This window comes from Mesobacillus boroniphilus JCM 21738 (assembly GCF_000517385.1).
In the GTDB taxonomy this organism is placed as follows: domain Bacteria; phylum Bacillota; class Bacilli; order Bacillales; family Cytobacillaceae; genus Mesobacillus; species Mesobacillus boroniphilus.
Genome location: NZ_BAUW01000084.1, coordinates 1 through 16600, shown reverse-complemented (window position 1 = coordinate 16600; position 16600 = coordinate 1). Strand labels below are relative to the sequence as shown.

Here is a 16600-nt window from a genome sequence, read left to right as displayed (position 1 = left end):
CGCTAGTGTAATTTCCTATTAAAAAATAAAACGCCGCTTCAAAAAGCGGCGTTCCTTCTTTCTTTATATAATCCAAGTCTGAATGGCAACCAACGCAAACACACCGGGTATTCCTAACAGACCGGAGACTGCTGCGGTCGCAATATTGATTGGCACATATATGCCGAAACTGGTACCGAAAGCGTTAAGAAAAAATAAAAAGATGGCTCCAATTAAGATCTTCACTGCACTCTGGCCAATAAAGCGGAGCGGTTTTGTCGGTGCACCTATAATGAGCAGCAAAAAGATCAATCCACCTAGGACCGATATGACAACTATAGGATCCATACTCTTCCCCCTTACTTCAATGTCTTGTACATTTTTATGTACAAGTTATCGAAATAAGACCTTATTGTTTGGAAAAAACCTCACTTCGTCTTAATGGTGATTTTCCTGTGCTTTGCTTCTTTAAAAAGAAAGAAGTATTTGGCCTCGGCAATTTTCGCTTCAGAGATAAACTCTTCTGATGGATCGAAACTTCTTTCAACCAGTAGCTTTTGATTATTCCAGTTTCTCTTCATGCTGTCCAGCTGTTCCAATAGTTTATGGTCGAATTCTTTTCTAAGCCAGTTCTTTTTACGAAATAACATGACTCTCCTCCAGTAGAGTTTCTTCTTATAAATGGAGTTAAACTTCCCGGCGCCCTTCTAATGCTTTAGATAGGGTTACTTCATCCGCATATTCCAGATCCCCGCCGACCGGCAGTCCATGCGCGATCCTTGTAATCTTGATTCCTGACGGCTTCAGCAATCTTGAGATATACATGGCAGTTGCTTCTCCTTCGATATTCGGGTTTGTTGCTAGTATGACTTCCTCGACAGTTTCATCCTGAAGTCTCTTTAATAGGTCGGGAATATTGATATCTTCTGGTCCTATTCCATCCATAGGTGAAATTGCACCATGAAGTACATGATAAAGACCATTGAATTCCTTCATCTTTTCCATCGCAATAACGTCCTTAGGATCCTGCACAACGCAGATTACACTCCGGTCCCGGCGCTGGTCTTCACATATATAGCAAGGATCCTGGTCGGTTATATGGCCACAGACAGAGCAATAAGTCAGATTGCGCTTCGCGTTGACCAATGCCTTAGCGAAATCCAAAACAGTTTCTTCCTTCATGCTTAATACGAAAAAAGCCAGACGAGCGGCCGTTTTCGGGCCGATACCTGGCAATTTCATAAAGCTGTCAATCAGCTTTGATATTGGTTCAGGATAATGCATTCTATTATATTCCTCCTAGAACATTCCCCCAGGAAGGTTCATCCCTTTTGTGAATTGTCCCATTGTTTTACTTGAAAGTTCTTCTGCTTTTTTCAATGCATCATTCGTTGCAGCAAGCACTAGGTCCTGCAGCATTTCGACATCATCAGGATCTACAACTTCCGGCTTGATCTGGACGTCGACAATTTCCTTATGGCCTGTCACGATGACTGTCACCATACCGCCGCCAGCAGTACCTTCAATTTTCTCTTCTCCTAATTGGACTTGAGCTTCCTCCATTTTCTTTTGCATTTTTTGCATTTGCTTCATCATGTTTTGCATATTACCCATTCCACGCATCATATTAACGTCCTCCAATACTAGTCTTGTATTTGTATTAATTCATCGCCAAATAATTTTTTTGCTTCAGCAATCAGCGGGTCTTCGGTTGCATCAGCTTGGCCTTCTGTTGCCCCATCGCCTCTTTGGCTGATAAAGTTTTCCCTTATTTTAAGCCACTGATCTTCCGGCACACCAATTAACTGCATTCTTTTACCGGTGTAATCATTCATCGCACCGCTGACAATTTCAGTAAATCTGGTGTTTTCCATTGCCATCTGACAGTGTATCTCATATTTGAATTTTATCACGACTGCCTCATCGGATGCAGCTACTGGTTCCGCTTCATTTAATAATGCAGCCTGTGAACGCATTTGGTTCGCAGCAAGCATTTCGAGCAGATCTCCCCAACGGCCCTTGATTGTATGAAGATTTGCCTTGGTAGCACTTTTCAGGACCTCATTAATCTTTCCGGTCGGTGCCTGGAAGCCTTTACGGTTTGGACGAGGCGCTTTTTTAGCAGCCGCAGCCGGTTCGCTTGCGGCCATCCCAGGGTTCTGCTGGAATTGTGCAAGTTTTTCCTCGAGCTGCTCGATTCTTCTAAGCAATGGTTCTACCTGAATATTGTTGCTGGACGGATTTTGATTTTCCAGCTGGCATAGCTTGACAATCGCTACCTCAAGAAAAATGCGGGGATGGTTTGTCCAACGCATTTCTTGCTGTGCTTTATTCAAGATTTCAATCAATTCATATATTTTAGCCGGTTCAACCTGATTGGCAAGCTCCTGGAAATCCTCGTCCAGCATTACTCGCTCCATTGATTCCTCCAGAGCAGGGGCTGCCTTGTAGAGGAGCATGTCGCGATAGAAGAAAATCAAATCCTCTATGAACCTCGCTGGATCCTTCCCTTGTAAAAGCAGTTCTTCCAAAGCTTCTAACCCAGCTGCCGCATTTCGTTCATGAATCGCTCTGGCCAGCTGGTTCAGAAAATTCTGTGATACGGTACCTGTTACCGTGAGTGCATCTTCAATTGTTACTGTATCCTGACTGAATGAGATAGCCTGATCAAGCAGACTTAAGGCATCACGCATTCCGCCTTCTGCAGCCCTGGAAATGACCTGCAGGGCCTTATCATCGCAATCCACTCCAGATTCCTCAACAATTTGCTTCATCCTGCCGACGATTGCTTGAGCTGTTATCCTCTTAAAATCAAATCGCTGGCATCGTGAAATGATAGTGAGGGGAATCTTATGGGGCTCAGTCGTAGCGAGGATAAAGATGACATGCTTTGGAGGCTCTTCAAGTGTTTTCAGCAATGCGTTAAATGCTCCGATCGAAAGCATATGCACTTCGTCTATGATGTAAACTTTGTACTTCACGACGTTCGGCGCATATTTTACCTTATCGCGGATATCCCGGATTTCCTCGACACCGTTATTGGAAGCGGCATCGATTTCAATGACATCAGGAATCGATCCATCCGTTATTCCACGGCAGGCATCGCAATCATTGCATGGCTCGGCCGTTGGAGCTTTTTCACAGTTAACCGCTTTTGCCAAAATTTTCGCAGCACTCGTTTTTCCAGTCCCCCTCGGGCCGGAAAAAGATAGGCATGTGATATTTTTTGTTGAAGCAGAGCATTTTGCAGTGTCGTTGTGACATGTTCCTGCCCGACCACATCAATGAACTGCTGTGGACGCCAGACACGATATAAAGCTTGGTAGGCCAATGACACCGCTCCCTTCCTTTTATTATCTTATCTATTATAACGCAAATAACTTTCAATTTCACTTTTACAAAAGGAAGTTTTTAAGCTTTTTAACTGGATATGAAAGTATAAATTTATCCACTTAGATTAGTGTCTAGCTCCAGCGCCTAGCCCCTCGAGACGTTTCGGTCCGCCCGATGAAGTCAAAGAGCGACTTCACCGGTCGGCCCTCCAACGCTTGTCGGGGCTGAACAAGGCGCTTGCGCTTTTCTTAATGGTTGTTTTCGTTAAGATTGTTGTTAAAATCCTAAAACCGATTTTAACGCGATAAAAAGCCGTTTTGTAGGTCGGTAATAAGTGTGCAAGCTCTTTTCTCATACATATGCTTTTATTTTGTGAAGAAACATAGGTCATTCAATCCTATTTCGTAGTCAATAGCAGCAAAGTTTGAGTAAAGAGCTTTTTAAAATGACAAAAAACTCATCTCCGCTAAAGAGATGAGTTGAATGTATCATATTTAACTGCCGCGCACCTTCCGTCGACTGAATACCATAAGCGTTACTTAAGCAGTTAGCTCGGCCCAGGCAACCCTGCGGCACATAGGAGCGTCCACTTAATGCTGCTTCCTTCCGGACCTGACATGGTTCATGGATTCCCATTGCGCAGGACCCGGGCGTCAACACCACTTGCTTAAGGCAGACCCTACAGTAAATCAGCCTCTGGAGGGGATTCATCCCCGCTGGAGCGGATTGCGGGTACAGGGCACCGCTACCTCCCCGACTAGCACGGCAAAATTGAAACCTTATTTAGGTGTGCCTCAAGGACACATACATAGTATACTAACTCACGGACTAAAAAGCAATGCTTATCCCCTGTCAATTCCTGTCTGTTGTTCCAGTTCCTCTTTTGCCTGTTTCTTTTTCAGCTTCTTTTTCTCCCGCAGATTTCTGAAGAAGTCGGATAGCAGTACTCCGCATTCTGCTTCCAACACGCCTGTCACCACTTCACTTTGATGGTTGAAGCGCTCATCCTGGAGGATATTCATGAAGGTCCCTGCACAGCCGCCTTTAGGATCCTTTGCTCCGTAGACCACCCTTTTCACCCGGGACAGCATGATTGCCCCCGCGCACATCGGGCATGGTTCCAGTGTTACATAGAGGATTGCATCCTCAAGTCGCCAGGTGCCGAGCTTCTTGCATGCCTGGTCGATCGCCAGCACCTCTGCATGGGCAATGGAGCTTTGCTTCGTTTCGCGGAGATTATGAGCGTGCGCAATGATCTCTTCATTCAGGACAATAACAGCACCAATCGGCACCTCATCCATCTGCCCTGCTTTTTTCGCTTCTTCAATCGCCTCAAGCATATATCGTTCATCCTGGGTAAGTTGAGCTTCCATCTTTCCCTCCGCTAAAAATAGTAATAGTTATTTCCAACTGGTTTAATAATCCCCCACCGGTAAAAATATAAAGGATAAGGAGAGGATTATTTATGCCAAAGACTGCTCTATTAATTATCGATATGATCAATGATTTCAATTTTGATGCCGGGGAAGACCTCGCGAAAAATACCAAAAAAATCATCGATCCAATTTTAACATTAAAGAAATCTTTCAATGAAAAAGACATGCCTGTTGTCTATATTAATGACCATTATAATCTATGGCAGGCAGATTTTGAAAAAATCATGGATTATTGTTCAAATGAAATGAGCGAAGAAATCATTAAAAAACTCGCTCCTAAAAAGAATAAGGACTATTTCCTGATCAAACCAAAGCATTCTGCCTTTTATGGAACGGCACTTCATACCTGCTTCAGCAACTGAAGGTGGACACCTTGGTCCTGGCGGGGATTGCAGGCAATATTTGCGTGCTTTTCACTGCGAATGATGCCTATATGCGAGAATACAAACTAATCATCCCGGAGGACTTCATTGCCTCCAATGATGAACAAGATAATAAATACGCACTGACAATGATGAAAAAACGTCCTGTCCGCCGAAACAAGGCCTTCAGGAGAGCTAGATTTATAACATACTGTATTTTCTTCCTTCATACAATGGTTGTAGCGCTAAAATGCCAGGGAGGGAAGAAGATGCAAATTCATGTGGTACAGAAAGGACAGACTTTGACACAGATTGCTCAAGTTTACGGGTCATCTGTTGCGGATATAGCCGAGGCGAATGAACTGCCTAACCCTAATAATCTTGTGGTCGGCCAGGCGATGGTCATCCCGATTGTCGGAAGCTTTTATTTTGTCCAGCCAGGCGATAGCTCTGGGCTATTTCGAGTAGGTTCGGAATCACCCCGCAGGAACTCGCGAGGATCAACGGAATCTCGGTAAACCAGCCATTGTCAGTCGGTTTCCGCCTTTATATTCCGCAGCGGCCTAAAACAAATGGTGAATTCAATGCGTACGTAGAACCACGCGGGAACACAGTTGCGCCTGCACTGGAAACAGCGGCACGGGAGCTGCGCCTTATTTAACATATCTTGCGCCGTTCAGCTTCCAGGCCTTGCGTGATGGCTCTCTGAAGGAACCGCTGCTGAACAATTTCCCAGCGATAGCTGAGGCAAACAACAATATATTGATGATGGTCATCACCAACCAGGAGAACGACCAGTTTAGTAATGAGCTTGGCCGGATTATCCTGAATGATATCGCTGTACAGGACAAATTCCTGAACAATATTGTTACGGCTGCTAAAAAGTACGGATTCCGAGATATCCATTTCGATTTTGAATTCCTTCGTCCAGAAGACCGTGAAGCCTATAATACCTTCCTGAGAAAGGCACGGGATCGTTTTAAACAGGAAGGCTGGTTTATTTCCACCGCTCTCGCCCCAAAAACGAGTGCAGCTCAAACAGGGCCTTGGTATACTGCACACGACTACAAAGCACATGGAGAGATTGTTGATTTTGTCGTCATCATGACATATGAATGGGGTTATAGCGGCGGACCTGCACAGGCAGTATCGCCGATTGGCCCTGTTCGTGAGGTTTTAGAGTATGCTGTCAGTGAAATGCCATCACAAAAAGTCATAATGGGCCAGAATCTTTATGGCTATGATTGGACTCTCCCATTTGTTCAGGGTACGATTGCCAGGGCCGTCAGTCCACAGCAGGCCATTCAGATCGCAGCTGATAATAATGTGCCAATCCAGTACAATACAAGGTCTCAGGCGCCAACTTTCCGATATACAGCGTCAGATGGAAAGCAGCATGAAGTCTGGTTTGAGGACGCAAGGTCGATCCAGGCAAAATTTGATTTGATAAAAGAACTGAACCTAAGGGGGATGAGCTACTGGAAGCTCGGACTGTCCTTCCCGCAAAACTGGCTGCTCATCCAGGATAACTTCAATGTCGTAAAAAGATGAAATTTTCTGTTAAAATAGTTTTACAAATTCCAATAATATATGACAGGCGCAGTATTTCTGCGGCTGTCTCTTTTTTTTGCTAAAATTGCCTCTTAATATTCCTTACCCATATCATATAGTGGTGTGATAAAATGGACTTTGCGTGATTTAACTGACAGAAATGTAAAAAAGAGATAGATACAACAGATAGGGAGGACATGTTGTGGAAGGAACACCTTTTATAACGGTTGAAGGACCGATCGGTATTGGGAAAACGTCACTGGCCCGGGCCATTTCCGAACGGTTTCAATTTGCACTTTTAAAGGAAATTGTCGATGAGAATCCATTTTTGGGGAAGTTTTACGATAACATAGAAGAATGGAGTTTCCAGACAGAAATGTTTTTCCTCTGCAATCGATATAAGCAGCTTGGAGATATTAATGAACATTACCTCAGCAAAAACAAGTCTGTCGTTGCTGATTACCATATCATGAAGAACATCATTTTCGCACAGCGCACCTTAAATGATCAGGAGTATAAAAAATACCTAGATATATATCAAATCCTGACAAAAGATATGCCTAAGCCGAATGTCATCATTTACTTGAATGCAAGTCTCGATACATTGCTGAAGCGCATTAAGATGCGCGGCCGCGAAGTCGAAAAAAATATCAGCCCTTTATATTTAGAGCAATTATCTCTTGATTATGAACAAGCAATGCTTCAATTCGAGCAAGACCACCCTGAGATTCCAGTCCTACGTTTCAGCGGCGATGAACTGGATTTCGTTAAAAATGAAGAAGATCTTCAGCTGATCATTGACCAACTAACCGCATCATTAAGAAAAAGGAGCGTACAACCATGAATTTAAGAACAAAATACGATATCCCAGCTAATGCGGTCATCACGATTGCCGGTACTGTGGGAGTCGGCAAATCCACTATGACGAATGCCCTGGCGGATGCCCTTCAGTTCCGTACATCCTTTGAAAAAGTAGATACAAACCCATACCTCGATAAATTCTATGCAGATTTCGAACGCTGGAGCTTCCACCTGCAAATCTACTTCCTTGCAGAGCGATTCAAGGAACAAAAAAGGATTTTCGAATACGGCGGCGGCTTTATTCAGGACCGTTCCATCTATGAAGATACAGGCATCTTCGCTAAAATGCATTATGAAAAAGGCACTATGTCCCCTGTGGACTATGAAACATACAAAAGCCTTTTTGAAGCAATGGTTATGACTCCATACTTCCCGCATCCCGATTTGCTTATCTACCTCGAGGGTTCAATTGACGATATTCTTGAACGCATCAAGCTAAGAGGACGTCCGATGGAACAGCAGACGCCAATCACGTATTGGGAAGAAATGCACGGACGTTATGAGAACTGGATCAATAACTTCAACGCATGCCCTGTCCTGCGTTTGAATATCAATGATTATGATTTGTTCAATAACCCGGAATCAATTGAACCAATCGTTGAAAAGATTGCTACACATATTAGGCAGACTCAATTGTTGAAAAAATAAAACCGCCATTTGGCGGTTTTTTGTTTTCTAAATACTGCAGTTTGATCCACTATCGTTATGTGGACGATTCTATAAGACCAAATCAAGTGAAAACCCTCCAAATGAGCTTATAGAACTTTCCTATAAGCTTTCCAAAAAAAGGATATAAAAAAACCCGCTACATCCGTAACGGGTTTCTTTACACAATCTCCAAATTGTTTTATGCGTTAATGCTTTAAGATTAAAATTATGGAGGAGGTAGAGGGATTCGAACCCCCGCGCGGTGTTACCCGCCTGTCGGTTTTCAAGACCGATCCCTTCAGCCGGACTTGGGTATACCTCCGAGACAAGAAATATAATATCATGTATTCAAATTCGAGTCAACACTTCTTTTGAATTTTTTGGGCAGGATGTTTGATCCTGCCCAAGAACAAAAAGCGCAAGCGCCTCGTTCAGCCCCGACAAGCGCTGGAGGGCCGACCAGTGAAGTCGTTCTTTGACTTCATTGGCAGGACCAAAGCGGCTCGAGGGGCTAGGCGCTGGAGCTAGACACTAATCCTACTACAAAAAATTAAAACTTTTATATATTATTTAGGAGCAATAACTTCCCTGTTGCCCATGTACGGACGCAATGCTTCAGGTATGATGACACTTCCATCAGCCTGCTGGTAATTTTCCAGGATTGCGGCTACTGTACGGCCAATCGCAAGACCTGATCCGTTCAGTGTGTGCACATGCTCTGGTTTAGCCTTAGCTTCACGGCGGAAGCGGATATTCGCACGCCTAGCCTGGAAACCTTCAAAGTTACTGCAAGAAGAAATTTCCCTGTAAGTGCCATAGCTTGGAATCCAGACTTCAATATCATACTTCTTGGCAGCTGTGAACCCAAGATCCGCTGAGCACATGCTCAACACGCGATAAGGAAGACGAAGCAGCTGCAGGACTTTTTCAGCGTGTCCGGTGAGTTTCTCGAGCTCTTCATAAGAATCTTCTGGTTTTACAAATTTAACAAGCTCGACTTTGTTGAACTGGTGCTGACGGATCAAACCGCGAGTATCTCTTCCCGCAGATCCTGCTTCAGAACGGAAGCATGCGCTGTAAGCTGCATAATTAATCGGAAGCTCATCTGCAGTCAGGATCTCATCGCGGTGCATATTTGTAACAGGAACCTCAGCTGTCGGAATCAAGAAATAATCCTCGCTCTCGATTCGGAACGCATCTTCTTCAAACTTAGGAAGCTGGCCTGTCCCTATCATGCTTGCACGGTTGACCATGTATGGCGGAAGAACTTCTGTGTAGCCATGCTCGTCGACATGAAGGTCCAGCATGAAGCTCATCAAAGCGCGCTCAAGACGAGCTCCTAAACCCTTGTAAAATACAAAACGGCTGCCGGTTACTTTTCCAGCGCGTTCAAAATCAAGGATTTTCAAATGGTCTGCGATATCCCAGTGCGGCTTCGCCTCGAATTCAAACTCACGGATTTCTCCCCATTTGCGAACCTCTACATTATCATCTTCCGTTTCTCCGACAGGAACACTTTCATGAGGGATATTCGGAATGCTGAGCATCAAGGCTTCCAGTTCTTCCTCAACTTCACGCAACTGGTCATCCAACACCTTGATCTTATCGCCAACCTCACGCATTTCAGCAATCAAGTGGTCAGCGTCCTGCTTTTCACGCTTCAACTGCGCAACCTGCTGGGACACTTCATTTCTTCTGCTTTTCAGCTGTTCAGCATCGAGAATCAGTTCCCTGCGCCTCACATCCAGATCCTCAAACTTGCTGAAGTCAGTCATGTCTTCGCCACGGTGCTGAAGCTTTTGTTTTACTTCTTCAAAATTCGCTCTCAAATACTTTACGTCTAACACTGCGATTTCCTCCCTTTTTATAAGAATCTTTTCCTGAAGTAAAAAAGTCCTTGATAAAATAAAAAACTCCCGTCCCCAAAAAGGGACGAGAGTTAACCCGCGTTGCCACCCTAGTTGAAAGCAAAAATGCCTTCCACTCATAAAATAACGGTTTTTACCGAAAGTATTTACTTGCCAATCAGGCGTTCCATACTCTGCTCGAGGGCGGATTCATTTGTTCCAGACACCGGTTCACACCAACCACCGGCTCTCTTTGGAATGGACACAAGCTACTATTCCCTCTCATAGCTTTTTTACTATCAAATTTTAATACATAATTTACTACAATTATGTTCAGCATGCAAGCGGTTTATGCAAAATTTTTACTCTTTGTCTCTTCGACCATTTTTACAAAATAGTTCATGAGTCGATAATCATCCGTCAATTCAGGATGGAAGGAACAGCCTAGGAATTGTCCATCACGAGCAGCAACAATCCTGTCATTATGCTTGGCCAGCACTTCGACATTCTCGCCAGCTTCCACAATATGAGGCGCCCTAATGAAAACTGCTGAGAAATTATCAGCCACTCCTGCAATAGTGATGTCAGCTTCAAAGCTTTCCCGCTGCCGTCCAAATGAGTTACGCTCCACTTTCACATCCATGACACCGATATGCGGGGCATCATAGCCAACTAGATCATTCGCAAGCAATATCAATCCGGCACAGGTTCCGAACATCGGCTTACCATCAGCAGCGAACTTCTTTAACTCTTCCATGAAGCCATACTTATCAATAAGACGTCGGATTGCAGTGCTTTCACCGCCCGGAATGATCAGGCCATCGACATCTGCAAGCTCTTCTGGACGCTTAATGATCGTACCTTCAGCCCCAGATGCTTCAATAGCCCATAGATGCTCTCGTACAGCCCCCTGAAGGCCAAGTACTCCTATTTTCGCCATAGCAACCCCCTTACCAGCCGCGGTCCTGCATGCGGGCTTCAGGTGCCAATGATGAAATTTCCATACCCTTCATCGGGATGCCAAGACCTTTCGAAATGTTCGCAATCAGTTCGTAATCCTGATAATGAGTCGTCGCTTCAACAATCGCCTTCGCAAACTTCGCAGGATTATCGGATTTGAAGATACCAGAGCCTACAAATACTCCGTCTGCACCTAGCTGCATCATTAATGCCGCGTCTGCTGGAGTAGCCACTCCGCCGGCAGCAAAGTTCACGACTGGAAGGCGTCCAAGCTTCTTGATTTCCAGCAGAAGCTCATATGGAGCACCAAGAAGCTTGGCCTCAGTCATAAGCTCATCCATATCCATTGCGACTACTTTGCGCACCTGGGCATTTACCTTGCGAATATGGCGTACAGCTCGACGATGTTGCCTGTGCCGGGCTCTCCCTTGGTACGAAGCATGGAAGCTCCTTCGCCGATCCTTCTCGCTGCTTCGCCAAGGTCACGGCAACCGCATACGAATGGTACTGTATAATCTCTTTTATTCAAGTGGAATTCTTCATCAGCCGGAGTCAGAACTTCACTCTCATCGATATAATCAACACCCATCGCTTCAAGCACGCGTGCTTCTACGATGTGGCCGATTCGTGCTTTTGCCATAACGGGAATTGTGACAGCACCCATTACCTCTTCAGTGATACGTGGGTCAGCCATTCTTGCTACGCCGCCTGTCGCGCGGATATCCGACGGAACACGTTCCAGGGCCATTACGGCAACTGCGCCGGCCTCTTCAGCGATTTTCGCCTGCTCAGCGTTAACAACGTCCATGATGACGCCGCCCTTTTGCATTTCTGCCATACCGCGTTTAACTCGATCAGTACCTGTCTTCATTGTTTTTCCCCCTTGTCCCTGTAAAAGGATTACTATGTAAGCACTTGAAAATAACTGAAAAACCAGACTTATTTAGTTGGAATTTAGTTATCCCTATTGAAAATAAACAATAAAAAAGGTTTCCTGTCAAGGCAGGAAACCAAATATTCTTTATATTGCAACTTAATTAAAACCAACCCTTAACTGTGTCAGCAACTCCTCCAAATAGGTCTCCAAAGAAACCGCCGATACCGCGCATCATCAGCACGAACCAGTTCGCTTTTTCGACACTTTCAGCTGCGACAACTGGAATCTGGATTTGCTTTAGTCCATCTTCAGTTAAAAAGCTGATGTTCTCATCCTTTTTGGACTTAACAGTCATATAGCCGACCTGTTCACCTTTTTTAATAGGAGCAGTCAGTTCGCCATTTTCATTCAGCTTCTTTTTATCCAGTACGAGAACCGGTTCATATTCATCCTTTTCACCATTTCTGATCGTCATTGTAATGGCATCTTTCGACTGAATCTTAACGCTGTCTTCTTTCCCTTTCGTTACCGGAAGGTTTTTCTTGCCTTTAATTTGATGATTCTCTTTTACAAGTTCCTCTTCTGTAAAATTACTAAAAGCAAAATCAAGGATTTTACGCGTTTCCGAAAAACGGCTGTCCTTAGAGTCTGCCTTCATGATAACAGAAATGAATCTCTGGTCATTTCTCATTGCAGTAGCAGTAAATCCATATCCTGCAAAATCAGTCGAACCTGTTTTTAAACCGTCTATACCATCATACTCGTAGATAAGGCCATGAAGCATCCAGTTAAAGTTCTTATATTCACGTCCGTCACGGAATTTCAAAGATGGCATTTTTGCTGTATCCAGAACCTCTGGGTAATCGTTCAACAAGCGGTAAGCCAGTTTCGCCAGTGAACGCGCAGACATTACGTTCTCTTCATCCGGGTTGCCTGCAGGATGGTTACCCAGCAAATCAGAGTTATTCAACCCTGATGAGTTGACGAATTTGTAATCTTGCAAGCCAAGCTCAGCAGCTTTCTTATTCATCTTTTCAACATGGTTCTTCTCAGTTCCCGAAAGAACCTCTGCAAGTGCGACAGTCGCAGCATTCCCTGAGTGGATGGCCATTGCTTCATATAATTCTTTGACTGTATAATCCTCGCCTTGAGTCAGACCAACATTGGAAAGACCAGGTGCAGCAGATAGCTTGTGGACATACTCATTGATTTTTACCTTCTGGTCCCACTTAAGCTTTCCTTCTTTGACCGCTTCGAGCACCATATATTCAGTCATCATTTTTGCCATTGACGCAACGCCAAGGACGACATCTGAATTTTTCTCATATAAAACTCTTCCTGTATCCGCGTCAATCAGCATGGCCGCTTCAGCATCGATTCCTAACTGGCCCTCTGCTGCTTCTGCTTCCATTGAAAATCCAGAAAACATTGTTGTAATCGTTAAAATGAATGCTGCAAAGAACATTGAAAGCTGTTTCTGTTTACGATTCAAGACGACTTTCCCTCCAAAATTTTATAAAATAACTATGAAACTTTCATATTTGTTGACATCTAAAAAATCACACCCGTTTAGTTTACCATAAAAAAAACGAAAAAAATAGACAGAGAATAGTCACTCTGTCTATTGAAAAATAAGGAAAAAACAGCTGATATACAGGAAAAAAGTCGTAGTCCCTGCCTGCTTTCCAAATAGAAACTTAGTTCATTGAGTAATTTGGTGCTTCCTTCGTAATCTGGACATCATGAGGATGACTCTCTCTTAGTCCTGCACCAGTCATTTTGATGAATTGGGCGTTCTCCCTTAATTGTTCAAGATTGGCAGTGCCGCAGTATCCCATACCTGAGCGAAGACCGCCTGTGAGCTGATAGATTGTATCTGTAAGAGGACCTTTATAAGGAATTCTTCCTTCAATGCCTTCCGGAACGAACTTCTTATTATCTTCCTGGAAGTAACGGTCTTTAGATCCCTTTTCCATTGCCCCAACCGAGCCCATCCCACGATATACTTTAAAGCGTCTTCCCTGGTAGATTTCAGTTTCCCCTGGACTTTCACTGACACCTGCAAGCAAGCTTCCGAGCATGACGGCATGCCCACCCGCAGCAAGAGCTTTGACGATATCCCCTGAATATTTAATACCGCCATCTGCAATGATTGCTTTGCCGTGCTTGCGTGCTTCTGTCGCACAATCATATACAGCGGTAATTTGCGGAACGCCTACACCTGCTACAACCCTCGTTGTACAGATAGATCCAGGCCCAATGCCTACCTTGACAATATCCGTCCCTGCCTCGATCAAGTCTCTTGTCGCCTCTGCAGTCGCAACATTTCCGGCAATAATGTTCAGTTCCGGGTAGCTTTCCCTGATTTGCTTAACAGTTTCAATGACACCCTTTGAGTGGCCATGCGCTGTATCGATAACAATGACGTCTACATGTGACTTAACAAGCATCTCGACCCGTTTCATCGTATCTCCTGTGACACCAACTGCAGCTCCGCACAGCAAGCGGCCTTGCGCATCCTTCGAAGAGTTCGGGAACTCAATCACTTTTTCAATATCCTTGATGGTAATGAGCCCTTTCAGTACGCCTTCGTCATTTACTAGTGGAAGTTTTTCAATCTTATGGCGCTGAAGGATCTTCTCTGCTTTCTCAAGGGTAGTACCCACAGAAGCTGTCACCAAATCCGTTTTCGTCATGACTTCTTCGATTTTAATAGAGTAATCCTGGATAAAACGCATATCACGGTTCGTTATGATTCCTACAAGCTTTTGCTCTTTCTCGTTATTGACGATTGGGACACCAGAAATGCGGTATTTCCCCATCAAATGTTCAGCATCAAATACCTGATGCTCAGGAGTTAAAAAGAACGGATCAGTAATGACTCCACTTTCAGAACGTTTTACTTTATCAACCTGGTCAGCCTGCTGCTCGATGGACATGTTTTTATGGATAATGCCAAGTCCGCCCTGCCTGGCAATTGAAATGGCTAGTTCAGATTCTGTTACCGTATCCATGCCGGCACTGATGATTGGAATATTCAATCTCAAAGTCTCCGTCAGATTGACCTTCAGGCTCACATCCTTTGGCAGCACCTCGGATTTGGCAGGCACTAACAGCACATCATCAAACGTTAATCCTTCTTTCGCAAATTTACTTTCCCACATAGTAAAATGACCTCCTTTAAGAAAATATTATTTGTAGGTTATCAATTGGTTAAAATACTGTCAAGAAGGTTATTATTTGTCCGACTTTTCAAATAACTTGGAGGTTTTTCATGTGTCTACGTCTTATAAGGAATGGAATAGTTACACTCTCTTTTTTCAGCAGAGTATTCACAAGCCTATCTGAAAAAATGCTACCGTAAAATCAACTTCGACCAGCCTGACATGAAAAGCTTCGAAAACTGTTATCCCTTTATGTATTATCTCGAACATGGGAAGCTTTACTACGAACAGGCAGAAAAGTCTCCGCTGGCCATCCAGCCAATCCTGCTCTTTTACGGACTTGTCCATCTAATAAAAGCATGTATCCTGACAGTTGAACCTGATTACCCAGAAACCACTTCTGTTCTTGCTCACGGAGTGTCAACAAGAAAACGAAAAAAACAACAGTACAGCTTTACGGATGATGAAGTAAAATTCCAGAAGAATGGATTATTCTCTCTTATGGCAGAAAAAATGTTCCACATGAAACAATTGGAAGGCGAAAAAGCAACAATGGGTAATTTATTGGAGCTGATCCCAGAATTGTCCGGCATCTATTCTGAACTAAGAGGAAAACAAATTTTCGAAGTTGTCACAGCTGCCGAGTCAGGTTTTTCGCTGCCAAAATCTATAATCGATCAATTCCATATGACTGAGAACCGCTTTAAGGAATTCTTTCAGGCTAAATCCTCTATTCCTGTTTCTTTTGTTGAGGATCCCAACCATATCAGATTTGAAGCAAACCTAAGCGAAGCCTCAGAACCTCTCCCATTAAAATATAATCTTGAAGAGCAGCATTATGTATTTCCAATAAAGAAAGGCGATTTATTTCTTTTTCCAGAACTGCTGCTGCACTACCTAGTGTTATATAATCTTGGGATGATCGCGCGCTATGAAACAGAATGGTGGAGTGAGTTAATCAAGATGATGCCCAATGAAGACTATCCATTGATTCAGTCCTTTTTAAAATCAACATTGAAAAAGGTACCTTACTTAATTTACCAGCATCTGATTAATAAGTAATAATACCAAGGGTTGAAAGCCATTACAGCGGAAAGGAGAATGTTTAGATAATACAATATCGGGAATTTCAAATACATGTAATAACCGAGGAGGTTTTAATATGGATAGAAAAAAACTAATGATGACAACTGTTGCTCTAGGTACAGCATACTTGCTAAAAGATCAAAAGTCACGCGCGAAGGTAATGGACCAATTGCAATCTCTTGGGAAGAAAAAGAAATAGTAAATCTCAAAACCCTCTGAACTGATCAGAGGGTTTTTGTTGTATGAAGCTAATGGAAAAAGGTACTTTTAGTTTATAGGAATCTATTTCGGACAGCTTTTTCAGTTTTTCCTCCAAACCTGTCTGAAGTTACCTCTTTTTTGACAGCTTTTCCTGCTTTCTCTCCAAACCTGTCTGAAGGTGCACCACTTTGCATCCTTCATCTCTAAACTTGTCATAAGGCATCTCAGGTTAGATCAGTTGCTGCAACGTCTTGCAAACTTTGATTGAAAACGCATCTATAGATTGGACCGAATT

Annotated in this window: 14 protein-coding genes, 1 tRNA gene, 1 other RNA gene, 4 pseudogenes and 1 other annotated feature; of the genes and pseudogenes, 7 read left to right on the top strand and 13 right to left on the bottom strand. The window is 43.7% G+C overall.

The window, feature by feature from the left end; genetic code table 11:
• Positions 1-63: 63 nt before the first annotated feature.
• The 7 genes and pseudogenes from JCM21738_RS17650 to tadA form a co-directional block, all read right to left on the bottom strand.
• The gene (locus tag JCM21738_RS17650) at positions 64-327 is read right to left on the bottom strand and encodes a pro-sigmaK processing inhibitor BofA family protein (RefSeq protein ID WP_023613342.1); all 264 of its coding nucleotides are present in this window, start codon (positions 325-327) and stop codon (positions 64-66) included.
• 80 nt (positions 328-407) lie between these two features.
• Positions 408-629 carry a YaaL family protein gene (locus JCM21738_RS17645; RefSeq protein WP_023613343.1) on the bottom strand — a complete coding sequence of 74 codons (222 nt, stop codon included), beginning with the start codon at positions 627-629 and terminating at the stop codon, positions 408-410.
• Positions 630-666: 37 nt separating this feature from the next.
• The gene (gene recR / locus JCM21738_RS17640; protein ID WP_023613344.1) at positions 667-1263 is read right to left on the bottom strand and encodes a recombination mediator RecR; all 597 of its coding nucleotides are present in this window, start codon (positions 1261-1263) and stop codon (positions 667-669) included.
• Positions 1264-1278: 15 nt separating this feature from the next.
• Complete coding sequence (locus tag JCM21738_RS17635; protein ID WP_023613345.1) at positions 1279-1605, bottom strand: YbaB/EbfC family nucleoid-associated protein; 327 nt, start codon at positions 1603-1605, stop codon at positions 1279-1281.
• 17 nt (positions 1606-1622) lie between these two features.
• Positions 1623-3310 (bottom strand): annotated as a pseudogene (dnaX, locus tag JCM21738_RS17630) (DNA polymerase III subunit gamma/tau).
• A gap of 503 nt (positions 3311-3813) precedes the next feature.
• Positions 3814-4078: signal recognition particle sRNA large type (gene ffs, locus JCM21738_RS23520), an RNA gene on the bottom strand.
• A 76-nt stretch (positions 4079-4154) separates the two neighbouring features.
• Positions 4155-4685, bottom strand: coding sequence for a tRNA adenosine(34) deaminase TadA (gene tadA / locus JCM21738_RS17625; protein ID WP_023613347.1), 531 nt, complete (start codon positions 4683-4685; stop codon positions 4155-4157).
• A gap of 92 nt (positions 4686-4777) precedes the next feature.
• Here tadA and JCM21738_RS17620 point away from each other — a divergent pair.
• From JCM21738_RS17620 to JCM21738_RS17605, 4 genes and pseudogenes are all read left to right on the top strand, one after another.
• Positions 4778-5268, top strand: a pseudogene (locus JCM21738_RS17620) (cysteine hydrolase family protein); the annotation flags it as partial.
• A gap of 111 nt (positions 5269-5379) precedes the next feature.
• Positions 5380-6661, top strand: a pseudogene (locus JCM21738_RS17615) (glycoside hydrolase family 18 protein).
• Positions 6662-6863: 202 nt separating this feature from the next.
• On the top strand, positions 6864-7505 hold the full coding sequence (locus JCM21738_RS17610; protein ID WP_023613350.1) for a deoxynucleoside kinase: 642 nt from the start codon (positions 6864-6866) through the stop codon (positions 7503-7505).
• Complete coding sequence (locus tag JCM21738_RS17605) at positions 7502-8170, top strand: deoxynucleoside kinase (protein ID WP_023613351.1); 669 nt, start codon at positions 7502-7504, stop codon at positions 8168-8170. Before JCM21738_RS17610 ends, JCM21738_RS17605 begins: the two co-directional genes overlap by 4 nt.
• Positions 8171-8399: 229 nt before the next feature.
• On the opposite strand, the gene JCM21738_RS17600 is transcribed toward JCM21738_RS17605, so the two are convergent.
• Positions 8400-8492: transfer RNA gene (locus JCM21738_RS17600), tRNA-Ser, on the bottom strand.
• A gap of 71 nt (positions 8493-8563) precedes the next feature.
• Between JCM21738_RS17600 and JCM21738_RS26845 the strand changes: the two genes are divergently transcribed.
• Positions 8564-8698: a hypothetical protein gene (locus JCM21738_RS26845; RefSeq protein ID WP_256360211.1), complete on the top strand. Its 135-nt coding sequence runs from the start codon at positions 8564-8566 to the stop codon at positions 8696-8698.
• Positions 8699-8736: 38 nt separating this feature from the next.
• Here JCM21738_RS26845 and serS read toward each other — a convergent pair whose 3' ends face one another.
• The 5 genes and pseudogenes from serS to guaB form a co-directional block, all read right to left on the bottom strand.
• Positions 8737-10017 (bottom strand): serine--tRNA ligase, encoded by a 1281-nt coding sequence (serS, locus tag JCM21738_RS17595; RefSeq protein ID WP_023613352.1) that lies wholly within the window; start codon positions 10015-10017, stop codon positions 8737-8739.
• 78 nt (positions 10018-10095) lie between these two features.
• Positions 10096-10312: a binding site (T-box leader), on the bottom strand.
• A 54-nt stretch (positions 10313-10366) separates the two neighbouring features.
• Positions 10367-10957 carry a pyridoxal 5'-phosphate synthase glutaminase subunit PdxT gene (gene pdxT, locus JCM21738_RS17590; protein WP_023613353.1) on the bottom strand — a complete coding sequence of 197 codons (591 nt, stop codon included), beginning with the start codon at positions 10955-10957 and terminating at the stop codon, positions 10367-10369.
• 10 nt (positions 10958-10967) lie between these two features.
• Positions 10968-11848, bottom strand: a pseudogene (pdxS, locus tag JCM21738_RS17585) (pyridoxal 5'-phosphate synthase lyase subunit PdxS).
• 166 nt (positions 11849-12014) lie between these two features.
• A complete protein-coding gene (locus JCM21738_RS17580; protein WP_051391316.1) occupies positions 12015-13319 on the bottom strand; it encodes a serine hydrolase in 1305 nt (434 codons plus the stop codon).
• Between the two features lie 232 nt (positions 13320-13551).
• The gene (gene guaB / locus JCM21738_RS17575; RefSeq protein WP_023613356.1) at positions 13552-15018 is read right to left on the bottom strand and encodes an IMP dehydrogenase; all 1467 of its coding nucleotides are present in this window, start codon (positions 15016-15018) and stop codon (positions 13552-13554) included.
• 180 nt (positions 15019-15198) lie between these two features.
• On the opposite strand from guaB, the gene JCM21738_RS17570 reads away from it, so the two are divergent.
• Together JCM21738_RS17570 and JCM21738_RS26840 are read left to right on the top strand one after the other, a co-directional pair.
• Complete coding sequence (locus JCM21738_RS17570; protein WP_081742157.1) at positions 15199-16080, top strand: YaaC family protein; 882 nt, start codon at positions 15199-15201, stop codon at positions 16078-16080.
• Positions 16081-16180: 100 nt separating this feature from the next.
• Positions 16181-16303 carry a hypothetical protein gene (locus JCM21738_RS26840; RefSeq protein ID WP_023613358.1) on the top strand — a complete coding sequence of 41 codons (123 nt, stop codon included), beginning with the start codon at positions 16181-16183 and terminating at the stop codon, positions 16301-16303.
• The last annotated feature ends 297 nt before the right edge of the window (positions 16304-16600 follow it).

Excerpts from the sequence above, each read along its gene's own strand:
- JCM21738_RS17650 (WP_023613342.1), bottom strand. The coding sequence starts at position 327 with ATGGATCCTATAGTTGTCATATCGGTCCTAGGTGGATTGATCTTTTTG.
- JCM21738_RS17645 (WP_023613343.1), bottom strand. The coding sequence starts at position 629 with ATGTTATTTCGTAAAAAGAACTGGCTTAGAAAAGAATTCGACCATAAA.
- recR (WP_023613344.1), bottom strand. The coding sequence starts at position 1,263 with ATGCATTATCCTGAACCAATATCAAAGCTGATTGACAGCTTTATGAAA.
- JCM21738_RS17635 (WP_023613345.1), bottom strand. The coding sequence starts at position 1,605 with ATGATGCGTGGAATGGGTAATATGCAAAACATGATGAAGCAAATGCAA.
- tadA (WP_023613347.1), bottom strand. The coding sequence starts at position 4,685 with ATGGAAGCTCAACTTACCCAGGATGAACGATATATGCTTGAGGCGATT.
- JCM21738_RS17605 (WP_023613351.1), top strand. The coding sequence starts at position 7,502 with ATGAATTTAAGAACAAAATACGATATCCCAGCTAATGCGGTCATCACG.
- pdxT (WP_023613353.1), bottom strand. The coding sequence starts at position 10,957 with ATGGCGAAAATAGGAGTACTTGGCCTTCAGGGGGCTGTACGAGAGCAT.
- JCM21738_RS17580 (WP_051391316.1), bottom strand. The coding sequence starts at position 13,319 with ATGTTCTTTGCAGCATTCATTTTAACGATTACAACAATGTTTTCTGGA.
- guaB (WP_023613356.1), bottom strand. The coding sequence starts at position 15,018 with ATGTGGGAAAGTAAATTTGCGAAAGAAGGATTAACGTTTGATGATGTG.
- JCM21738_RS26840 (WP_023613358.1), top strand. The coding sequence starts at position 16,181 with ATGGATAGAAAAAAACTAATGATGACAACTGTTGCTCTAGGTACAGCA.